Genomic DNA, 15183 nt, shown 5'->3' with positions numbered 1-15183 from the left:
CGCGTTTCGGTTGACTGGTGTGGCTGGTGTTCAGAGTCCGAAACTCGGCGTGGTGCTCTCGCCGCTCTGGGCGACCGACGCCGCCCAGCGGTAGTCCTGCTTGCCGACCGCTGTGCGCCGCACCCGGTCGACGAAGTGCACCGTCCGCGGGACCTTGAATCCGGCCAGCCGCACACGGCAGTGCGCGCGCAGCTCGGCCTCGCGCAGGCGCGCGCCCGCGGCCACGGAGACCAGGGCCGTGACGCGCTGGCCGAGGTGTTCGTCGGGGGCGGGCACCACGATCGCGTCCTCCACGGCCGGGTGGGCCTTCAGCGCGGCCTCGACCTCCTCGGGGTAGACCTTCTCCCCGGCGGTGTTGATCACGGCGTTGCCCCGGCCCAGCAGGGCGATGGACCCGTCGTGGGCGCGCGTCCCGTAGTCGCCGGACAGGGCCCAGCGGCGCCCGTCGGCGCCGGTGGGGAAGGTCCGGCCGGTGGCGATCGGGTCGTTGTAGTAGCCCAGTGGGATCCGACCGCTGCGCGCGATGCGGCCCACCACCGGTGAGCCGGGGGGAAGGGGACGCAGGTCGTCGTCGAGCACGGCGATGCTGCCGCCCATGGTGAAGCTGCGCAGGTCCGGGCTGCCGGAGAGCGTCGGTGCGCCCTCACGGGCGTCGCCGGAGCCGTCGTCGTCCTCGCCGGTGGCCGAACCGCACACGCCGGTCTCCGAGCCGCCGTAGGCGTCGGCCAGGACCACGTCCTCGCGCCAGGCGCGCCAGAGCGCCCGCACGGCCGGGGTGAGCGGTGTGCCGCCCGAACGCACCGAGGTCAGGTCCGGGCACAGGCCGGGCTCGGTGAGCAGGTGCCGCGCCAGCGGGCGGGCCATGGCGTCGCCCACCAGCTGTACGGCGTGCACGCCCTCGCGGTGCGCGAGTTCGAGGACGCGGTCGGGCCGGTAGCTGCGGTCGGTGGAGAGCACGACGCGCTTGCCGCAGAGCAGCATGCTGAGCGCGTTCCACTGGCCGGCGGCGTGCATGAGCGGGCCGAGCACGAGCATGCGCTGGGGGAAGCAGGCGGCGGCGCGTGCGGCGACGTCGGCGGGCGACCCGGCGCGCGGTGCGCCGGGGGCGCGGCGCTCCAGCGCGGCGCGGAAGATGTCCGCCTGGCGCCACAGCACGCCCTTGGGGTAGCCGGTGGTACCGCCGGTGTAGAGCAGGTAGTGGTCGTCGCCGCCGGTCCCGGGCAGCGCGGGGGCGTCGTCGGCGTCCGGGGCGCGCGCGGCCAGAGCGGTCTCGTAGTCGGTGCCCTCCAGAGCCGTGTCGCGCACGCCGCCGTCCTCGATCAGCAGCACGTGCCGCAGTCGGGGCAGGTCGGGGCGGATCGCGGTGACGGCCGCGGCCAGGGAGTCCTCGGCGATCAGCGCGACCGCGTGCGCGTCGGCCAGCACGTGGCGCAGTTCGCCGGCGACGTAGCGGTAGTTGACGTTGACCGGGACGGCGCCCGCGGCCAGGACCCCGAGGAAGGACTCCATCCACTCCGCGCGGTTGAAGGACAGCACCGCCACGTGTTCGCCGGGGCGCACGCCCTCGGCCACGAGGTGGCGGGCCAGGCGCACCGAGCGGTCGTGCAGGGCGCGGTAGGTCAGCCGACGGGGTCCGGCCACCAGCGCGACGCGGTCGGGGACGGCGTCGGTGACGGCGGACACCAGGCGGGACAGCGAGAAGGGCGCGTCGGGGGACTCGTTCGCAGACGCATGGATGGACACGCCCGACCTCCCTGGCATGGTCCGGGGCCGCCCGCGGGGTCACGGCGGCCGTGTGGCTTTCACGCGACGGTACCCCTCAGGGGCCGACCCGATCGCCAGCGGGGTTGTGGACCGCGTCACTGGCGGAGTCCTCGCAGGTCACACCGGAAGTGACGGCCCCGCTCAGAGGGTGTTCGAGGCCCCCGTGGCCGAGGTTTCGGACCGCGGCCCGGCGCGTGACATCGGTTACCTCTTGTGGGGGTGGTGTGTGATCTGTTCAACTCTTGATGGTTTCTCACCCGAGGGCTCTACCGCGCCCGACGGTGGGTATCTCAGGACTGACAACGGTCAATGGTGATCGGAGCGGCTAGATGAGCAGCACCCAGAATCTGGGCCAGCAGGACTCCGCCGGAAACCCGGGCGGACAAGCACTCACCAGCGCGGATCACATCGCGCTCGCACAGGCGCGTTCGGCGCACAACTACGCACCCCTGCCCGTCGTGATCGCCGAGGGCCGCGGGGCCTGGGTGACCGACGTCGAGGGGCGCCGGTACCTGGACTGCCTGGCCGGGTACTCGGCCATGAACTTCGGCCACCACAACCCCGACCTCCTCGCGGCGGCGCACCGGCAGATCGACCGGGTGACGCTCACCAGCCGCGCCTTCTACAACGACCAGTTCGGCCCGTGGGTCGGCGCCCTGGCCGACATGGTCGGCAAGGAGAAGGTCCTGCCGATGAACACCGGCGCGGAGGCGGTGGAGACCGGCATCAAGGTGGCCCGCAAATGGGGCTACGAGGTCAAGGGCATCCCGCAGGACCAGGCGACCATCGTCGTCGCGGGCGCGAACTTCCACGGGCGTACGACCACGATCATCTCGTTCTCGTCCGACACCGAGGCCAGGACCGGTTTCGGGCCCTACACGCCGGGCTTCCGCTCGGTGCCCTACGGGGACGCCGAGGCCATCGCGCAGGCGATCGACCACACCACGGCGGCCGTGCTGATCGAACCCGTCCAGGGCGAGGCGGGCGTCATCGTGCCGCCGCAGGACTACCTGCCGCGGGTCCGCGAGATCTGTGACCGCGAACGCGTGCTGTTCATCGCCGACGAGGTGCAGTCGGGGCTCGGCCGGACCGGGACCATCCGGGCCTGCGAGCACACCGGTGTGGTCCCCGACGCCTACCTGTTCGGCAAGGCCCTGGGCGGGGGCATCCTGCCGGTGTCGGCGATGGTCGCCGACGAGGACGTCCTCGGGGTGATCCAGCCCGGGCAGCACGGCAGCACGTTCGGCGGCAACCCGCTGGCGGGCGCCGTCGGGCGGCAGGTGGTCACGATGCTGACCGAGGGTCCGTACCTGGAGAACGCGCGGCGCCTGGGCGAGGTGCTCAGGCGGCGGCTCAAGGAGTTCGAGGGCGACGGGGTGGTGTCGGCGCGCAGCATCGGCCTGTGGGCGGGCATCGACGTCGACCCGGCGCTGGGCACCGGCAAGGAGCTGTGCCTGAAGCTCGCCGAGCACGGTGTGCTGGTCAAGGACACGCACGGTTCCACGGTGCGGATGTCGCCGCCGCTGGTCATCAGCGAGGAGGACCTCAACTGGGGCCTGGACCGCTTCGGCGAGGTCCTGGCCGAGCTCCGGGCCGGCCGCTAGGGCGGGAGTCGGGGCGGCCCGTTCCGAACACGTCCCGGGGCGGGCGCCGGGGCGGGCCCTCGGACTCCGGGGCGCCGTCGGGTACGACCCGGCGGCGCCCCGGAGTCCGCGCCGCCTCCTGCACGCCGCCCCTACTCGCCGTCCGCCTCGGTGCCGGGCGCGGGCGGGCCGATGACCGGGGCGAGGGGGCCGCCGAGCTCGGCCGCCAGCCGGTCGTCGTCGGCGCTCGCCAGGGTCTCCCGCGACACGTAGAGGACACGCTCGGGCCCCTGCTCGACCTGCCGGCGGACACGGTCGGCGATGGACATCTGGCCCTGGGCGGTGGGGTGGAAGCTCGCGCGGTCCACGCGCAGCCCCTCGCCGAACTGGCCGAGCACGATGCCGTTCAGCCACGCCTCGTCGGCGCTCACCTCGTAGCCGTTGAGGGCGCTGTAGGTGTTGACGTACTCGACGCTGCCCGCCTGCCGTTCTCCGTACACGTCGCCGTCCACCTCGTAGACGACGTCGCGGATGCGCTCGTTGAGGTCGCGGCCGATGCCGTTCAGCCACTCCTGGTCGCTGACGGTCAGCGTGTAGTACATGCCCTGCGGCTCCTCGGGGAACAGCCGCGGGTAGCCCAGGACGAGCACGCGGGCGTCGGGAGCGCGGTCGCGGATCTCGCCGAGCACCTCGGTCAGGTCCTCCTCGAACGCGTCCAGCCGCCGTCCGATCTCCCCCTCCTGGGCCTGGCAGGCGCCGTTGTCGAGCAGCGGCATCCGCACGATGCAGGTGCGCAGCACGGGGATGAAGCCGAGGTCGTTGCCGCCGATGCCGAGCGTGACCAGCGAGGTGTGCTCGGTGACCCGCTCGATCTGCGACTCGGGGGTGCCGAGCTGTTCCAGCATGTGGGTGGCCCGGTGGCTGCTGCACGCGTAGAAGCCGAGCGAGCCGGCGAAGTCGAACTCCTGCTGGATGAGCTGGGAGTAGGCGTGCTCCGAGCGCCAGCACCCGCCCGGTTCGGCGGTGGCGGGGTCGTAGTCGCCCGCGCCGTCACCGGAGGAGTAGGAGTCGCCCAGCGCCACGTAGTTGCCCCACAGGGCCGCCTCCTCGGGCTCCATGCGCACCCGGGGGTCGGTCTCCTCGTCCTCGGTGATGGGCGGCAGCTCCTCGACCGGGCAGACGCCGTCGGTGGCCTCGCACCACAGGTTGACCAGGCCGTCACGGGCCGGGGGCACGACCAGGGTGACGATCAGGGCGAGGACCAGGACGGCACTGGCCACGAGGGCGGCACGGGCCCTGCGCCGGCCGCGCGGCCGGCGCGGCGCGCCGCCGTCCCCGGGGGCGGACCCGTCGCTGTCGTCCGCGGGCCCGTCGTCCGCGTCGCCGTCGGCCGCGCCGGGCTCGGCCGGACGTGCGTCCCCGTCCACCGGCGTGTGATCGTCCGGACGCGTGCCGTCACCGGTCCGGGCGTCGTCGGAGGGGGACCCGGGCGGGTTCTCGGGGACCTCCGCCCCGGATCCGTCGTCACCGCGCTCAGACACCGCTGCTACCGCCTCCCGAACAAGGGCTCCAGCATGGGCCAGGCTACCTGGGACGCGTGGTGGAGACGACGTCCAGCACCCGGCGCACCGCGGCGTCGTCCAGGGTCGCCCGGGCGGTCAGCCGCAGCCGCGACCGGCCGTCGGGGACCGACGGCGGGCGGAAGCACCCCACACGCACGCCCGCCTCCAGGCAGGCCGAGCGCCACGCGAGCGCGGACTCGCGGGACGGGGCGATCACCGACACCACGGCCGCGTCCGGCGTACTCACCGTCAGCCCGCGCTCGCGCAGCCCCCGCGACAGCTCCATCGCCCGCCCCCGGACGGCGTCGGCGCGCTCGGGTTCGGCCCGCAGCACGCGCAGGGCCGCCAGCGCCGCGCCCGCCGAGGCAGGTGCGAGCCCCGTGTCGAACACGAACGTGCGCGCGGTCTCCACCAGGTGCCGGATGACCCTGCGCGGCCCGAGCACGGCGCCGCCCTGGGCGCCCAGCGACTTCGACAGCGTCACCGACACCACGACGTCGCGGGCGCCGCGCAGCCCGGCGAGGGTGAGGGTGCCACGCCCCCCGGGACCCACGACGCCCAGCCCGTGCGCGTCGTCCAGCAACAGGGCGGTGACGCCCGTCCCGCGCGCTGTCTCCGCCAGTGCGGCCACGTCGGTGAGGTCGCCGTCCACGGAGAAGACCGTGTCGCTCAGCAGCAGGGCACGCTCCCGCGCGCCCTCCAGGGCCGCGGCGGCGTGTCCGGGGTCGGCGTGGTCGAAGACCGTGACGCGCGCGCCGGAGGCCTTGGCCAGCCGGGTGGCGTCGATCAGCGAGGCGTGGTTGTAGCGGTCGCACACGACCAGGGGCGCGTCACCCTCGTCGGGGGCGGCCAGGGCCGTGACCATCGCCAGGTTGGCCGCGTAGCCGGAGGAGAACACGAGCGCGGCCTCGGTGCCGTAGAAGTCGGCCAGCTCGCGCTCCAGCTCACCGTGCAGCTCGGTGTCGCCCGTGACCAGGCGGGACCCGCCGGTCCCCGCCCCCCAGGCGTGGGCGGCGTCGGCCGCCGCGCGCACGACCTCCGGGTGGCGCAGCAGGCCCAGGTAGTCGTTGCCCGCCAGGTCCAGGAGCGCGTCGTCGACGGGACGCGGCACCGTGCGGCGGGTCAGGCCGGCCTCGGCGCGCCGGCGGGCGGCCCCGTCCAACCACGCGAAGGGCAGGGACGGGCCGGACCCGGCCGGGCCGGGGCGCTCGGCGCGCAGGGGCCAGGGGCGCGGTGGCGCGGTGCTCGCGGCGCTGTCCATGTCGGTGGTCTCCTCGGATCGGCGACGGAGGCGGGCACACTCCGGTTCGGGGGAGGGGGCGAGGGCGGAGGCGGCACCACGGGTGGGAACCGGCCCAGCGGCGGCCAATCACGCTGGGACGGTTCGGTCCACGTGCCAGGGAGGCGTCTACGACTCTGCCGTTCGGGCCGGGGACCGTCACCCGTGGAAGCCCACAAAGTTCGGCCGCGATTCCTGGCGGCGCCCGCGTGGCCGCCGCCGGTGCGTCCCGTGAACAATGGGGCACCATGACGCCGACCCCTGTCGATCCCGCGCGCGTGCGCGCCGCCGACCGCGCCCACCTGTGGCATCCGTACACGACCGTCCCCGCCGCCGAGGAGCCGTACGTGGTCACCGGGGCGCGGGGCACGCGTCTGGACCTGTGGTCGGACGGGGAGACGCACAGAGTCGTCGACGGAATGGCGTCGTGGTGGTCGGCGATCCACGGCTACGGCCACCCCGCGCTGGACGCGGCGGTGCGGGAGCAGGTGGACGCGTTCGGCCACGTGATGTTCGGCGGGCTCACCCACGGCCCGGCCGCGGAGCTGGGCCGCACGCTGGTCGAGATCACGCCCGACGGCCTGGAGCACGTCTTCCTCGCGGACTCCGGTTCGGTGTCGGTGGAGGTCGCGATGAAGATGTGCCTCCAGTACCACCGCTCCACCGGACGCCCCGAGCGCCGCCGCTTCCTGACCTGGCGGGGCGGCTACCACGGCGACACGTTCCACGCGATGAGCGTGTGCGACCCCGACGGCGGCATGCACTCCCTGTGGGGCGACGTCCTGCCGCGCCAGGTGCACGCCCCCCGGCCCCCGGCGGGCTTCGACACCGCGGTGGACCCGGCCTGGGTGGCGGAGTTCGAGCGCCTGGCCGCCGAGAACGCCGACACCCTGGCCGCGGTGATCGTCGAGCCGGTGGTCCAGGGCGCGGGCGGGATGCGCTTCCACCACCCCGGCCACCTGCGCGAGCTGCGGCGGATCGCCGACGAGTACGGCCTGTTGCTGGTCTTCGACGAGATCGCCACGGGGTTCGGGCGCACGGGCGAGCTGTTCGCGGCCGACCACGCCGGGGTGACACCCGACATCATGTGCCTGGGCAAGGCGCTGACCGGGGGCTACCTCACGCTGGCCGCGACCCTGTGCACGGAACGCGTGGCCCGGGGCATCGCCGAGGGGGAGGTGCCGGTCCTGGCGCACGGGCCCACGTTCATGGGCAACCCGCTGGCCTGCGCCACCGCCCTGGCCTCGATCGAGCTGCTCACCGGCGGCGACTGGCGGGCCGACGTGCGGCGGATCGAGTCCGGGCTGCGCAAGGGCCTGGCCGCGGCCGAACCGCTGCCGGGGGTGCGCGAGGTGCGCGTGCTCGGCGCGATCGGCGTCGTGGAGCTCGACGCGCCCGTGCGCATGCGCGAGGCCACGCGCGCCGCGGTGGCCTCGGGGGTGTGGCTGCGCCCCTTCCGCGAGCACGTCTACGTCATGCCGCCCTACGTGTGCACCGACGAGGACGTCGCGGTGATCGCGGCGGGCATGGTGGCCGCGGCCGAGGCCTCGCTGGGGGCACGGTGAGCCTGCTGGTGGTGACCGGGACCGATACCGGGGTGGGCAAGACCGTGGTCACGGCCGCCGTCGCCGCCGCGGCCCGGGACACCGGGCGGCGGGTGGCGGTCCTCAAGCCGGCGCAGACGGGTGTCGCCGCCGACGAGCCGGGAGACGCCGCCGAGGTCGCACGGCTGGTCCCGGGCGTGAGCACCGCGGAACTCGTCCGCTACCCCGACCCCCTGGCTCCGGCGACCGCCGCGGCCCGGTGCGGTGCCCGATGCGTGCGCGCCGAGGAGGTCGCGGACGCCGCCGTCCGGCTGACCGCCGACCACGACCTGGTGGTGGTCGAGGGGGCGGGCGGGCTGCTGGTGCGGCTGAACGCGGAGGGCGAGACCCTCGCCGACGCGGCCGTCCTGCTGTCCGCACCGGTCCTGGTGGTGGCCCGGCCCGACCTGGGCACGCTCAACGCCACGGCGCTGACCGGCGAGGCGCTGCGCGCCCGGGGGCTGGGGCCGGTCGGCGTGGTGGTGGGCTCCTGGCCGCGCGAGCCGGACCTGGCGCAGCGCTGCAACCTCGCGGACCTGCCGACCATGGGGGCCGGGCCGCTGCTCGGCGCCGTCCCCGAGGGCAGCGGCGGCCTCGACGGCCCCGCGTTCGCCGAGACCGCCCGAGCCGCCCTGGCCCCGGACCTCGGGGGCACGTGGGACGCCGCCGCCTTCGCGGCGCGCCACCCCGCCTGACCCCGGACCCGTGGGCAGCGCCGGTCACGGCATCCGCGGGTCCGCGGGCCTGGGAACGGGAGCGGCCAGGGTGAACGCGTGCGGCCCCGGGCCGTGTGCGCGCAGGTGCTCGGTGCGCCGGTCGGCCTCCGCCGCGGTCACCTCCTGGTCGGCCGGTGACCACCACAGGACCCGTTCCACGCGGGGGAACGCGCCGCTCGCCGCCCGGTAGTCGAGCAGGTCGTCGTGCGCCTGCTCCACGAAGGCCCGCAGCTCCTCCGCCGACCGCCACCGGGACACGAGCCGGACGCGGTCCCCCTCCTCGGAGAAATGGACCTCTCCCAGATGGCCGGAATGGTCCTCGGCACGTCGGCGCATGGCCAGGACCAGCGAGAACAGCGCGCAGTGGTCGCCGTCGGGTGCGGTGAGCGTGCGCGCCTCGGCGAGCACCGCCCCCGGCACCGGCGCGGGTGCCGACCAGGGGGCCGGAACGGCGGCCGGCACCGCGTGGCGGGCCGAGGTGCGCTGGAGCGGAATCAGGGACGGCATCGGTTCTCCCAGAAGAGTGGACTGGCTGTGAAGGGGCCACTTTGGTTCTGGTGGTATCCCTCCTGGTGATGCCAGTATGGAGAGAAGCGGTCCACACAGACAGATCCAATGGAGCGGTAAATGGACTCTTCTCGCGAAGTGGGCGTGTTGGTGGACCACCTCGGCGCGTGGTCGGCCGGCAGCGGCGCGCTCTACCGGCGCCTCGCCGACTCCCTGCACGGCCTCGTCACCCAGGGCACGGTCCTGGCCGGGGAGCGGCTGCCCTCCGAACGGGCGCTCGCCGCCGCGCTGCGGATCAGCCGCACCACGGTGGTGTCGGCCTACGACGCCCTGCGCTCGGAGGGCGTCCTGGAGAGCCGACAGGGCAGCGGCACCCGCGTCAGCGCCAGCGTGGGCCCGGTCCGCGGCGACGGCTGGGTGCCCGGCAGCCTCGCCAACCCGATGTACCAGAACCTGCTGCGGGAGACGCCGCGCGTCATCTCGGTGGCCTGCATGCGCACCCCCGCGCTGGACATCGTGGGCGACGCCGTCCGCGAGGTCGCCGAACAGGACCTGCCCGCCCTCATGGCGGAGGAGAGCTATCATCCGCGCGGGCTGCCCGTCCTGCGCCAGGCCATCGCCGACCACTACGAGCGGCAGGGGCTGCCCACCACGCCGGACCAGATCGTCGTCACGACCGGCGCCCACCAGGCCGTCGCCCTCGTCTCCCAGCTCTATCTGCGCAAGGGCTCGCCCGTGGTCACGGAGGACCCCGGGTTCGCCGGGTGCCTCGACCTCATGCGCGACCGGGGCGCGGCCTTCCACCCGGTACCGCTGGACGACCAGGGCATCGACCCCAACGCGCTCCGCCGCACCATCGTCGAGTACACGCCCCACCTGCTGTACGTGATGCCGTCGTACCACAACCCCACCGGCCGGCTCATGAGTGCGGCCCGGCGGCGCGAGATCGGTGAACTGGCCGCCCGGTACGGCACGCCCGTGCTGGAGGACAGCGCCTTCACCGGGCTGCGCGCCGAGGGGGAGCCGCCCCCGCTCGCCGCGTTCGCCCCGCGCGGCACGGAGGTCATCACCGTCGAGTCGCTGACCAAGGTGGGCTGGGCGGGGCTGCGCCTGGGCTGGCTGCGGGCCCCGGCGGAGATCGCCATGCGGCTCAGCCGTCGCAAGGTCCTGGCCGACCTGGGCAGCCCGCTGCTCGACCAGGGTGTGGCCGTGCGCCTGCTGGCGCGCTACGACGAACTCGCCGCCGCGCGCTCCGACCAGCTGCGGGTGGCACTGCACCGCATGGAGTCGCTGCTGCGCGAGGCCGTGCCCACCTGGGAGTGGGAGCGCCCCGACGGCGGCGCCGCCCTGTGGGTCAAGCTGCCCGGGGTCAACGCGCGCGCCTTCGCGCAGGTGGCCCTGTGCCACGACGTCGAGCTGATCCCCGGCCCCATGATGTCGGCGACGGAGGACGGGCGCTACGCCGAGTACTTCCGGCTGCCCTTCGCCTTCGACGAGGCCACCACCCGGGAACTGGTCTGGCGGCTCGGCCGTGCCTGGCGCGAACTCGACCGGCACGGACCCGTGGTCGAGGACCCGGACCGGCTCGTCGTCTGAACCCGGTCCGGCAGCACGGGTCCCGACAGCACCGGTCCCGACAGCACGGGGGCGGCACCACCCGGTCGGGTGGTGCCGCCCCTGCGTCACACGGCCCGTGCCGTGCCCGCCGTGTCCGGGCAGGCGTGCGGTGACGCTCGCACTCCTCGCGCCGCCGGGGCGCGCGGGTCTAGAACTCGACCGAGCGGGCCTTCTCCAGGCGCGCCTGGACGTCGGCCCAGTTGACGACGTTCCAGAACGCCTTCACGTACTCGGCCTTGACGTTCTTGTACTGCAGGTAGAACGCGTGCTCCCACATGTCCAGCATCAGCAGCGGGGTGGTGCTGTGCGGAATGTTCGCCTGCTGGTCGTAGAGCTGCTCGATGATCAGGCGCTGACCCAGGGGCTCGTAGGCGAGGATCGCCCAGCCGGAGCCCTGGATGCTGTTGGCCGCCGCGCCGAAGTGCGCGCGGAAGGCGTCGAACGAACCGAACTGGTCGTCGATCGCCGAGGCCAGCTCGCCGGTCGGCTTGTCGCCGCCCTCGGGCGAGAGGTTCTGCCAGAAGATCGAGTGGTTGACGTGGCCGCCGAGGTGGAACGCGAGGTTCTTCTCGAGCATGGGGATGGTGCCGAAGTTGCCGGACTCCCGGGCCTCCGCCATCTGCTCCAGCGCGGTGTTGGCACCGGCGACGTAGGCAGCGTGGTGCTTGGAGTGGTGGAGCTCCATGATCTGACCGGAGATCCACGGCTCCAGGGCCGCGTAGTCGTAGGTGAGTTCGGGCAGCGAGTATGGCGCAGACATCTCTGACGCACCTTTCCAAATGACGCGAATCGTCGGGCTTACCAGCGATGAGATCGCTATGCAGCAAGCTATCAGCCAGTGCGCGGGGTCCCCGATGTCAGGCTCTCGACACCGGCTCGGGGGAATAAACGACTGCGGACGTCGTTCCGGGGACGACCACCGATGATGACGTAGGGTCATGATCCGGGTGCGCGGCGTGTCGCCGATCGGCGGGGACCACGTCGACCGGCGGAGTTGCTCGCGTGTTCGCCCGCCCTTCACCCGGTCGGCACCGGAGGGGGCGATAATTCAGCGCCGAAAACCAGGGGCCGAACCCGCTGACCGCCCCCCTTCGGCCGACACCATCCCTTTCTTCAGAGGCCGTCCCTATTCATGTCTGTTCCTGTCGCAGGGGCCGCCGCAGCATCAGCGGACGCCCCTTCCACACTCGGATCCGCACCTCGGGTCCGCACCGGTTTCCGGCCCGAGATCGAGGGCCTGCGCGCGATCGCCGTCGTCCTCGTCGCCGTTTACCACATCTGGTTCGGCCGGGTCTCCGGCGGTGTGGACGTCTTCCTGGTGCTCACCGGATTCCTCATCACCGGTTCCCTGATGCGCACCCTCGAACGGGACGGCCGCATCGCCTTCGTGGCGTTCTGGACGCGCCTGCTCCGGCGGCTCGCGCCCGCCGCCGCGTTCGCTCTCGGCGGGGTCCTCGCGGCCACCTACTTCTGGCTGCCCCGCTCGCGCTGGGCCGACATCATGTCCGAGGTGCGCGCCGCGGCCCTGTACCACGAGAACTGGGCACTGGCCCGGGCGGCGGTCGACTACCTGGCCCGGGACGCCGCGCCCAGCCCCGTCCAGCACTTCTGGTCGCTGTCCATCCAGGGGCAGTTCTACGTCCTGTGGCCGGTCCTGCTCACCCTGGCCGCGTTCGTGGCCGCCCGCGCCCGCCTGCCGGTCCGGCACGCGGTCCTGGCCGCGGTCACCACCGTCCTCGTGTGCTCCCTGGCCTACTCGGTGTGGATCACCGCTTCCGACCAGGCCTGGGCCTACTTCGACACCGGTGCCCGCCTGTGGGAGCTGGCCCTGGGCGGGGTCCTGGCCCTGACGATCCACAGGTTCGACCTCCCCGGCCGCCTGCGCACGGTCATGGGCTGGATCGGAGTGATCGCCCTCGTCACCTGCGGCCTCCTGCTTCCGGTGGCCACCCTCTTCCCCGGCTACGTGGCCCTGTGGCCCACCGGCGCCGCCGTCCTGGTGATCCTGGCGGGGACCACCGGCAGCCGGTTCGGCGCGGACCGCCTGCTCACCTGGCGCCCGCTCACCGCGCTCGGCGGGCTGTCCTACGGGCTCTACCTCTGGCACTGGCCGATCCTGGTCTGCTACCTCTACGTCACCGACCGCACGCTGGCGAGCCCGCTCGGCGGGGCCGGGGTCCTGGCGCTGTCCCTGGCCCTGGCGTGGGTGACGCACAAGGTCGTCGAGGGCGGCACGGACCGCCTCACCCGACCGGCCCGGCGGCGTACCCCGGTCTGGTCCCTGGGCCTGGCCGCCGCCTTCCTGGCGCCGGTGGTGGCCCTCTCCCTGGCCTGGTCCGGGCAGATCGCCGAGGACCAGCGGATCCGCAGGGAGCACGCGGGGGAACCGGAGAGCTACCCGGGTGCGCTCGCGGTCGCCGAGGCCGGCGCCGCGGCGGACCTGGAGGAGCTGCCGGTCCTGCCCGACCCCGCCGACGCCAAGATGGACCTGTCCTCGCACCACACCGAGGGCTGCCACGTCAACCTCAACTCCACCGACCTGGTCGTGTGCGACCGCGGGCCGGCCGACGCCGAGCACACCCTGGCCTTCGTCGGGGCCTCGCGCACCGCCCACTGGTATCCGCCCGTGGCCGCGGCGGCGGAGAAGCACGGGTGGCGGCTGGTGTCCTTCACCAAGAGCGGCTGCCAGTTCAGCACCGACACCCCCTACCGGGACGGCGAGGTGTTCACCGAGTGCCAGGAGTGGGACGCCAAGGCCATGGACGAACTGGAGCGGCTGCGGCCCGACGCGGTGTTCACCTCCTCCACGCGCGCCACACCGGCGGGGGAGACCATCCCGGAGGGGTTCGCCGTGCGCTGGCTCCAGTTGGAGGAGTGGGGCATCGACGTGGTCGGCATGCGCGACCTGCCGCGACTGGACTACCAGAGCGCGGAGTGCGTGGAGCGGGGCGACCCCGACCGGTGCACCTCGCCCGCGACCTACAGCCAGGCGCCCTCCGACCCGGTGGCCGACGCGGACCTGCCCTCCAACGTCACGACGATGGACCTGACCCGTTACGTGTGTCCTTCCGGCGAGTGCGACGCGGTCGTGGGTAACGTGCTGGTGTTCTGGGACCACTCGCACATGACCGCCACCTACGCCCGCACGCTCTCGCCGATGGTCGAGGAGGCACTGCTGGAGGCCACGGGATGGTGACCGCCCTACTCGGGGAACACCGGGCCTCGCAGAATCGAGGCCCGAGTGAGGGGCTGGTGAACAATGCGGGAATTGGGTGTCATTCCGGTTTTGATTTCCCCAGCACGGGGCCGTGCCATTCCCTGGGGGGTTAGTGTCGACACCACTTCGCGGGAGTTTCCCGGCGCCGTCGGAGACGCGCTCGAAACCGGTCGTTTCACACGGAGAACTCCGCCATGTCCCCCGCACGCCCCACGTGCCGTGTCCGAAACTCCGGAGGTACCCACCCATGCGATCGCTTCGACGCGCACGCCGCCCCCTGCTCATCGCCGCCGCGGTCCTCGCGTCGGCCGCGCTGGTCGCTCCGACGGTCCTGGGCGTGTTCGCGCTGCTGACCGTGGCCGAGGCCGTCATCGCCACCGGCCTGGTCGTCCTGACCGGCGCGGTGGCCGTGCTGGGCGTGGCACTGCGCAGGCTGCACCGATCCATGCGCGAGGTGTCCATGGAGATCAGGACCCAGACGCGCACGGTCACCGAGACGCTGGGCCGCGACCGCCTGGAGACCATCCGCGCCATGGACGCCACCCGCGCCCGCGTCAACCGCATCCAGTCGCACTCCCTGCCCAAGCTGACGCGGGAGATCACCGGTGCGGTCACCAGGCAGGGCCGCCACGACTACGAGCAGCAGGTGGCCTGGAACGAGCTGAGCCGCTACCTCGACACGGCCCCCTTCATGCCGCCGCTGCGCGGGTGGGCGGCCTCCCCGGACGTGCTCCGGGTCCTGGTGCGCCACATCGACCGGCTGCGCCCCGACCTGGTCGTGGAGTTCGGCAGCGGCGCCTCCAGTGTCTGGATGGGCTACGCCCTGCGCCGCGCCGGGGGCGGTCGGCTCGTCGCGGTCGAGCACGACGCCCGCTATGCCGAACTCAGCCGCGCCCTCGTCTCCTCCCACGGGCTGGACGACATCGTCGAGGTGCGGACCGCGCCTCTGACCGGGGTCGAGGCCGCCACCGTCACGGTCGGCGACGAGGAGGTCGTCACGGCCGACCGCTGGTACGACGCGGCCGTCCTGGCCGACCTGGACGGCATCGGCCTCGTGTTCGTCGACGGCCCGCCCAAGGCCACCGGCCGGCACGCTCGCTACCCCGCTCTCCCCGCCCTGATGCCGCACTGCACGGAGGACGTCGTGTTCGTCCTGGACGACGCCGACCGGCCCGACGAGCGCGCCATCGGCGACCGCTGGCTGGCCGAGCACCCCGAACTCCACCGGACCGAGGAGCACGCCGAGAAGGGGGCGCACGTGTTCAGCCGCAAGGGCGTCTGACGACGCCACAGCGCCCACAGCGCACAGCCCACATTCCGCAGCCCACATTCCACATTCCACAGCCCACCGTCCG

11 protein-coding genes are annotated in these 15183 nt (G+C 73.6%); 6 read left to right on the top strand and 5 right to left on the bottom strand.

The genetic code is table 11. From position 1 onward, the window contains the following. Positions 1 to 30 precede the first annotated feature (30 nt). Complete coding sequence (locus HNR10_RS07540) at positions 31 to 1743, bottom strand: acyl-CoA synthetase (RefSeq protein WP_312889150.1); 1713 nt, start codon at positions 1741 to 1743, stop codon at positions 31 to 33. A 350-nt stretch (positions 1744 to 2093) separates the two neighbouring features. Between HNR10_RS07540 and rocD the strand changes: the two genes are divergently transcribed. Continuing rightward, positions 2094 to 3368: an ornithine--oxo-acid transaminase gene (rocD, locus tag HNR10_RS07535; RefSeq protein WP_179821963.1), complete on the top strand. Its 1275-nt coding sequence runs from the start codon at positions 2094 to 2096 to the stop codon at positions 3366 to 3368. A 131-nt stretch (positions 3369 to 3499) separates the two neighbouring features. Here rocD and HNR10_RS07530 read toward each other — a convergent pair whose 3' ends face one another. Beyond that, a complete protein-coding gene (locus HNR10_RS07530) occupies positions 3500 to 4888 on the bottom strand; it encodes an SGNH/GDSL hydrolase family protein (protein ID WP_179821961.1) in 1389 nt (462 codons plus the stop codon). 43 nt (positions 4889 to 4931) lie between these two features. Further along, positions 4932 to 6170, bottom strand: a complete 1239-nt coding sequence (locus tag HNR10_RS07525) for an 8-amino-7-oxononanoate synthase (protein ID WP_179821960.1) — start codon at positions 6168 to 6170, stop codon at positions 4932 to 4934. Positions 6171 to 6436: 266 nt separating this feature from the next. On the opposite strand from HNR10_RS07525, the gene HNR10_RS07520 reads away from it, so the two are divergent. Both HNR10_RS07520 and bioD read left to right on the top strand, forming a co-directional pair. Next, positions 6437 to 7753 (top strand): adenosylmethionine--8-amino-7-oxononanoate transaminase, encoded by a 1317-nt coding sequence (locus HNR10_RS07520; RefSeq protein WP_179821958.1) that lies wholly within the window; start codon positions 6437 to 6439, stop codon positions 7751 to 7753. After that, positions 7750 to 8466: a dethiobiotin synthase gene (gene bioD, locus HNR10_RS07515; protein WP_179821957.1), complete on the top strand. Its 717-nt coding sequence runs from the start codon at positions 7750 to 7752 to the stop codon at positions 8464 to 8466. Before HNR10_RS07520 ends, bioD begins: the two co-directional genes overlap by 4 nt. Positions 8467 to 8490: 24 nt before the next feature. Here the strand turns inward: bioD and HNR10_RS07510 are convergent, their stop codons facing one another. Continuing rightward, positions 8491 to 8994, bottom strand: a complete 504-nt coding sequence (locus HNR10_RS07510) for a DUF3291 domain-containing protein (RefSeq protein WP_179821955.1) — start codon at positions 8992 to 8994, stop codon at positions 8491 to 8493. Positions 8995 to 9114: 120 nt separating this feature from the next. On the opposite strand from HNR10_RS07510, the gene HNR10_RS07505 reads away from it, so the two are divergent. After that, positions 9115 to 10590, top strand: coding sequence for an aminotransferase-like domain-containing protein (locus HNR10_RS07505; RefSeq protein WP_179821954.1), 1476 nt, complete (start codon positions 9115 to 9117; stop codon positions 10588 to 10590). Between the two features lie 169 nt (positions 10591 to 10759). On the opposite strand, the gene HNR10_RS07500 is transcribed toward HNR10_RS07505, so the two are convergent. Continuing rightward, on the bottom strand, positions 10760 to 11371 hold the full coding sequence (locus tag HNR10_RS07500) for a superoxide dismutase (protein ID WP_179821952.1): 612 nt from the start codon (positions 11369 to 11371) through the stop codon (positions 10760 to 10762). A 372-nt stretch (positions 11372 to 11743) separates the two neighbouring features. On the opposite strand from HNR10_RS07500, the gene HNR10_RS07495 reads away from it, so the two are divergent. Next, positions 11744 to 13807, top strand: a complete 2064-nt coding sequence (locus HNR10_RS07495; protein WP_179821950.1) for an acyltransferase family protein — start codon at positions 11744 to 11746, stop codon at positions 13805 to 13807. A 268-nt stretch (positions 13808 to 14075) separates the two neighbouring features. Further along, complete coding sequence (locus tag HNR10_RS07490) at positions 14076 to 15110, top strand: class I SAM-dependent methyltransferase (protein ID WP_179821949.1); 1035 nt, start codon at positions 14076 to 14078, stop codon at positions 15108 to 15110. Positions 15111 to 15183 lie beyond the last annotated feature (73 nt).

It is taken from the genome of Nocardiopsis aegyptia (assembly GCF_013410755.1).
Classification (GTDB): Bacteria; Actinomycetota; Actinomycetes; order Streptosporangiales; family Streptosporangiaceae; genus Nocardiopsis; species Nocardiopsis aegyptia.
The sequence above is the reverse complement of the archived record's forward strand: the minus strand, read 5'-3'. Positions and strand labels throughout refer to the sequence as shown.

Bases quoted from the DNA above. Each gene is read 5' to 3' on its own strand.
- HNR10_RS07525 (WP_179821960.1), bottom strand. From the start codon at position 6,170: ATGGACAGCGCCGCGAGCACCGCGCCACCGCGCCCCTGGCCCCTGCGC.
- HNR10_RS07495 (WP_179821950.1), top strand. From the start codon at position 11,744: ATGTCTGTTCCTGTCGCAGGGGCCGCCGCAGCATCAGCGGACGCCCCT.
- HNR10_RS07510 (WP_179821955.1), bottom strand. From the start codon at position 8,994: ATGCCGTCCCTGATTCCGCTCCAGCGCACCTCGGCCCGCCACGCGGTG.
- rocD (WP_179821963.1), top strand. From the start codon at position 2,094: ATGAGCAGCACCCAGAATCTGGGCCAGCAGGACTCCGCCGGAAACCCG.
- HNR10_RS07490 (WP_179821949.1), top strand. From the start codon at position 14,076: ATGCGATCGCTTCGACGCGCACGCCGCCCCCTGCTCATCGCCGCCGCG.
- HNR10_RS07505 (WP_179821954.1), top strand. From the start codon at position 9,115: ATGGACTCTTCTCGCGAAGTGGGCGTGTTGGTGGACCACCTCGGCGCG.
- HNR10_RS07520 (WP_179821958.1), top strand. From the start codon at position 6,437: ATGACGCCGACCCCTGTCGATCCCGCGCGCGTGCGCGCCGCCGACCGC.
- HNR10_RS07500 (WP_179821952.1), bottom strand. From the start codon at position 11,371: ATGTCTGCGCCATACTCGCTGCCCGAACTCACCTACGACTACGCGGCC.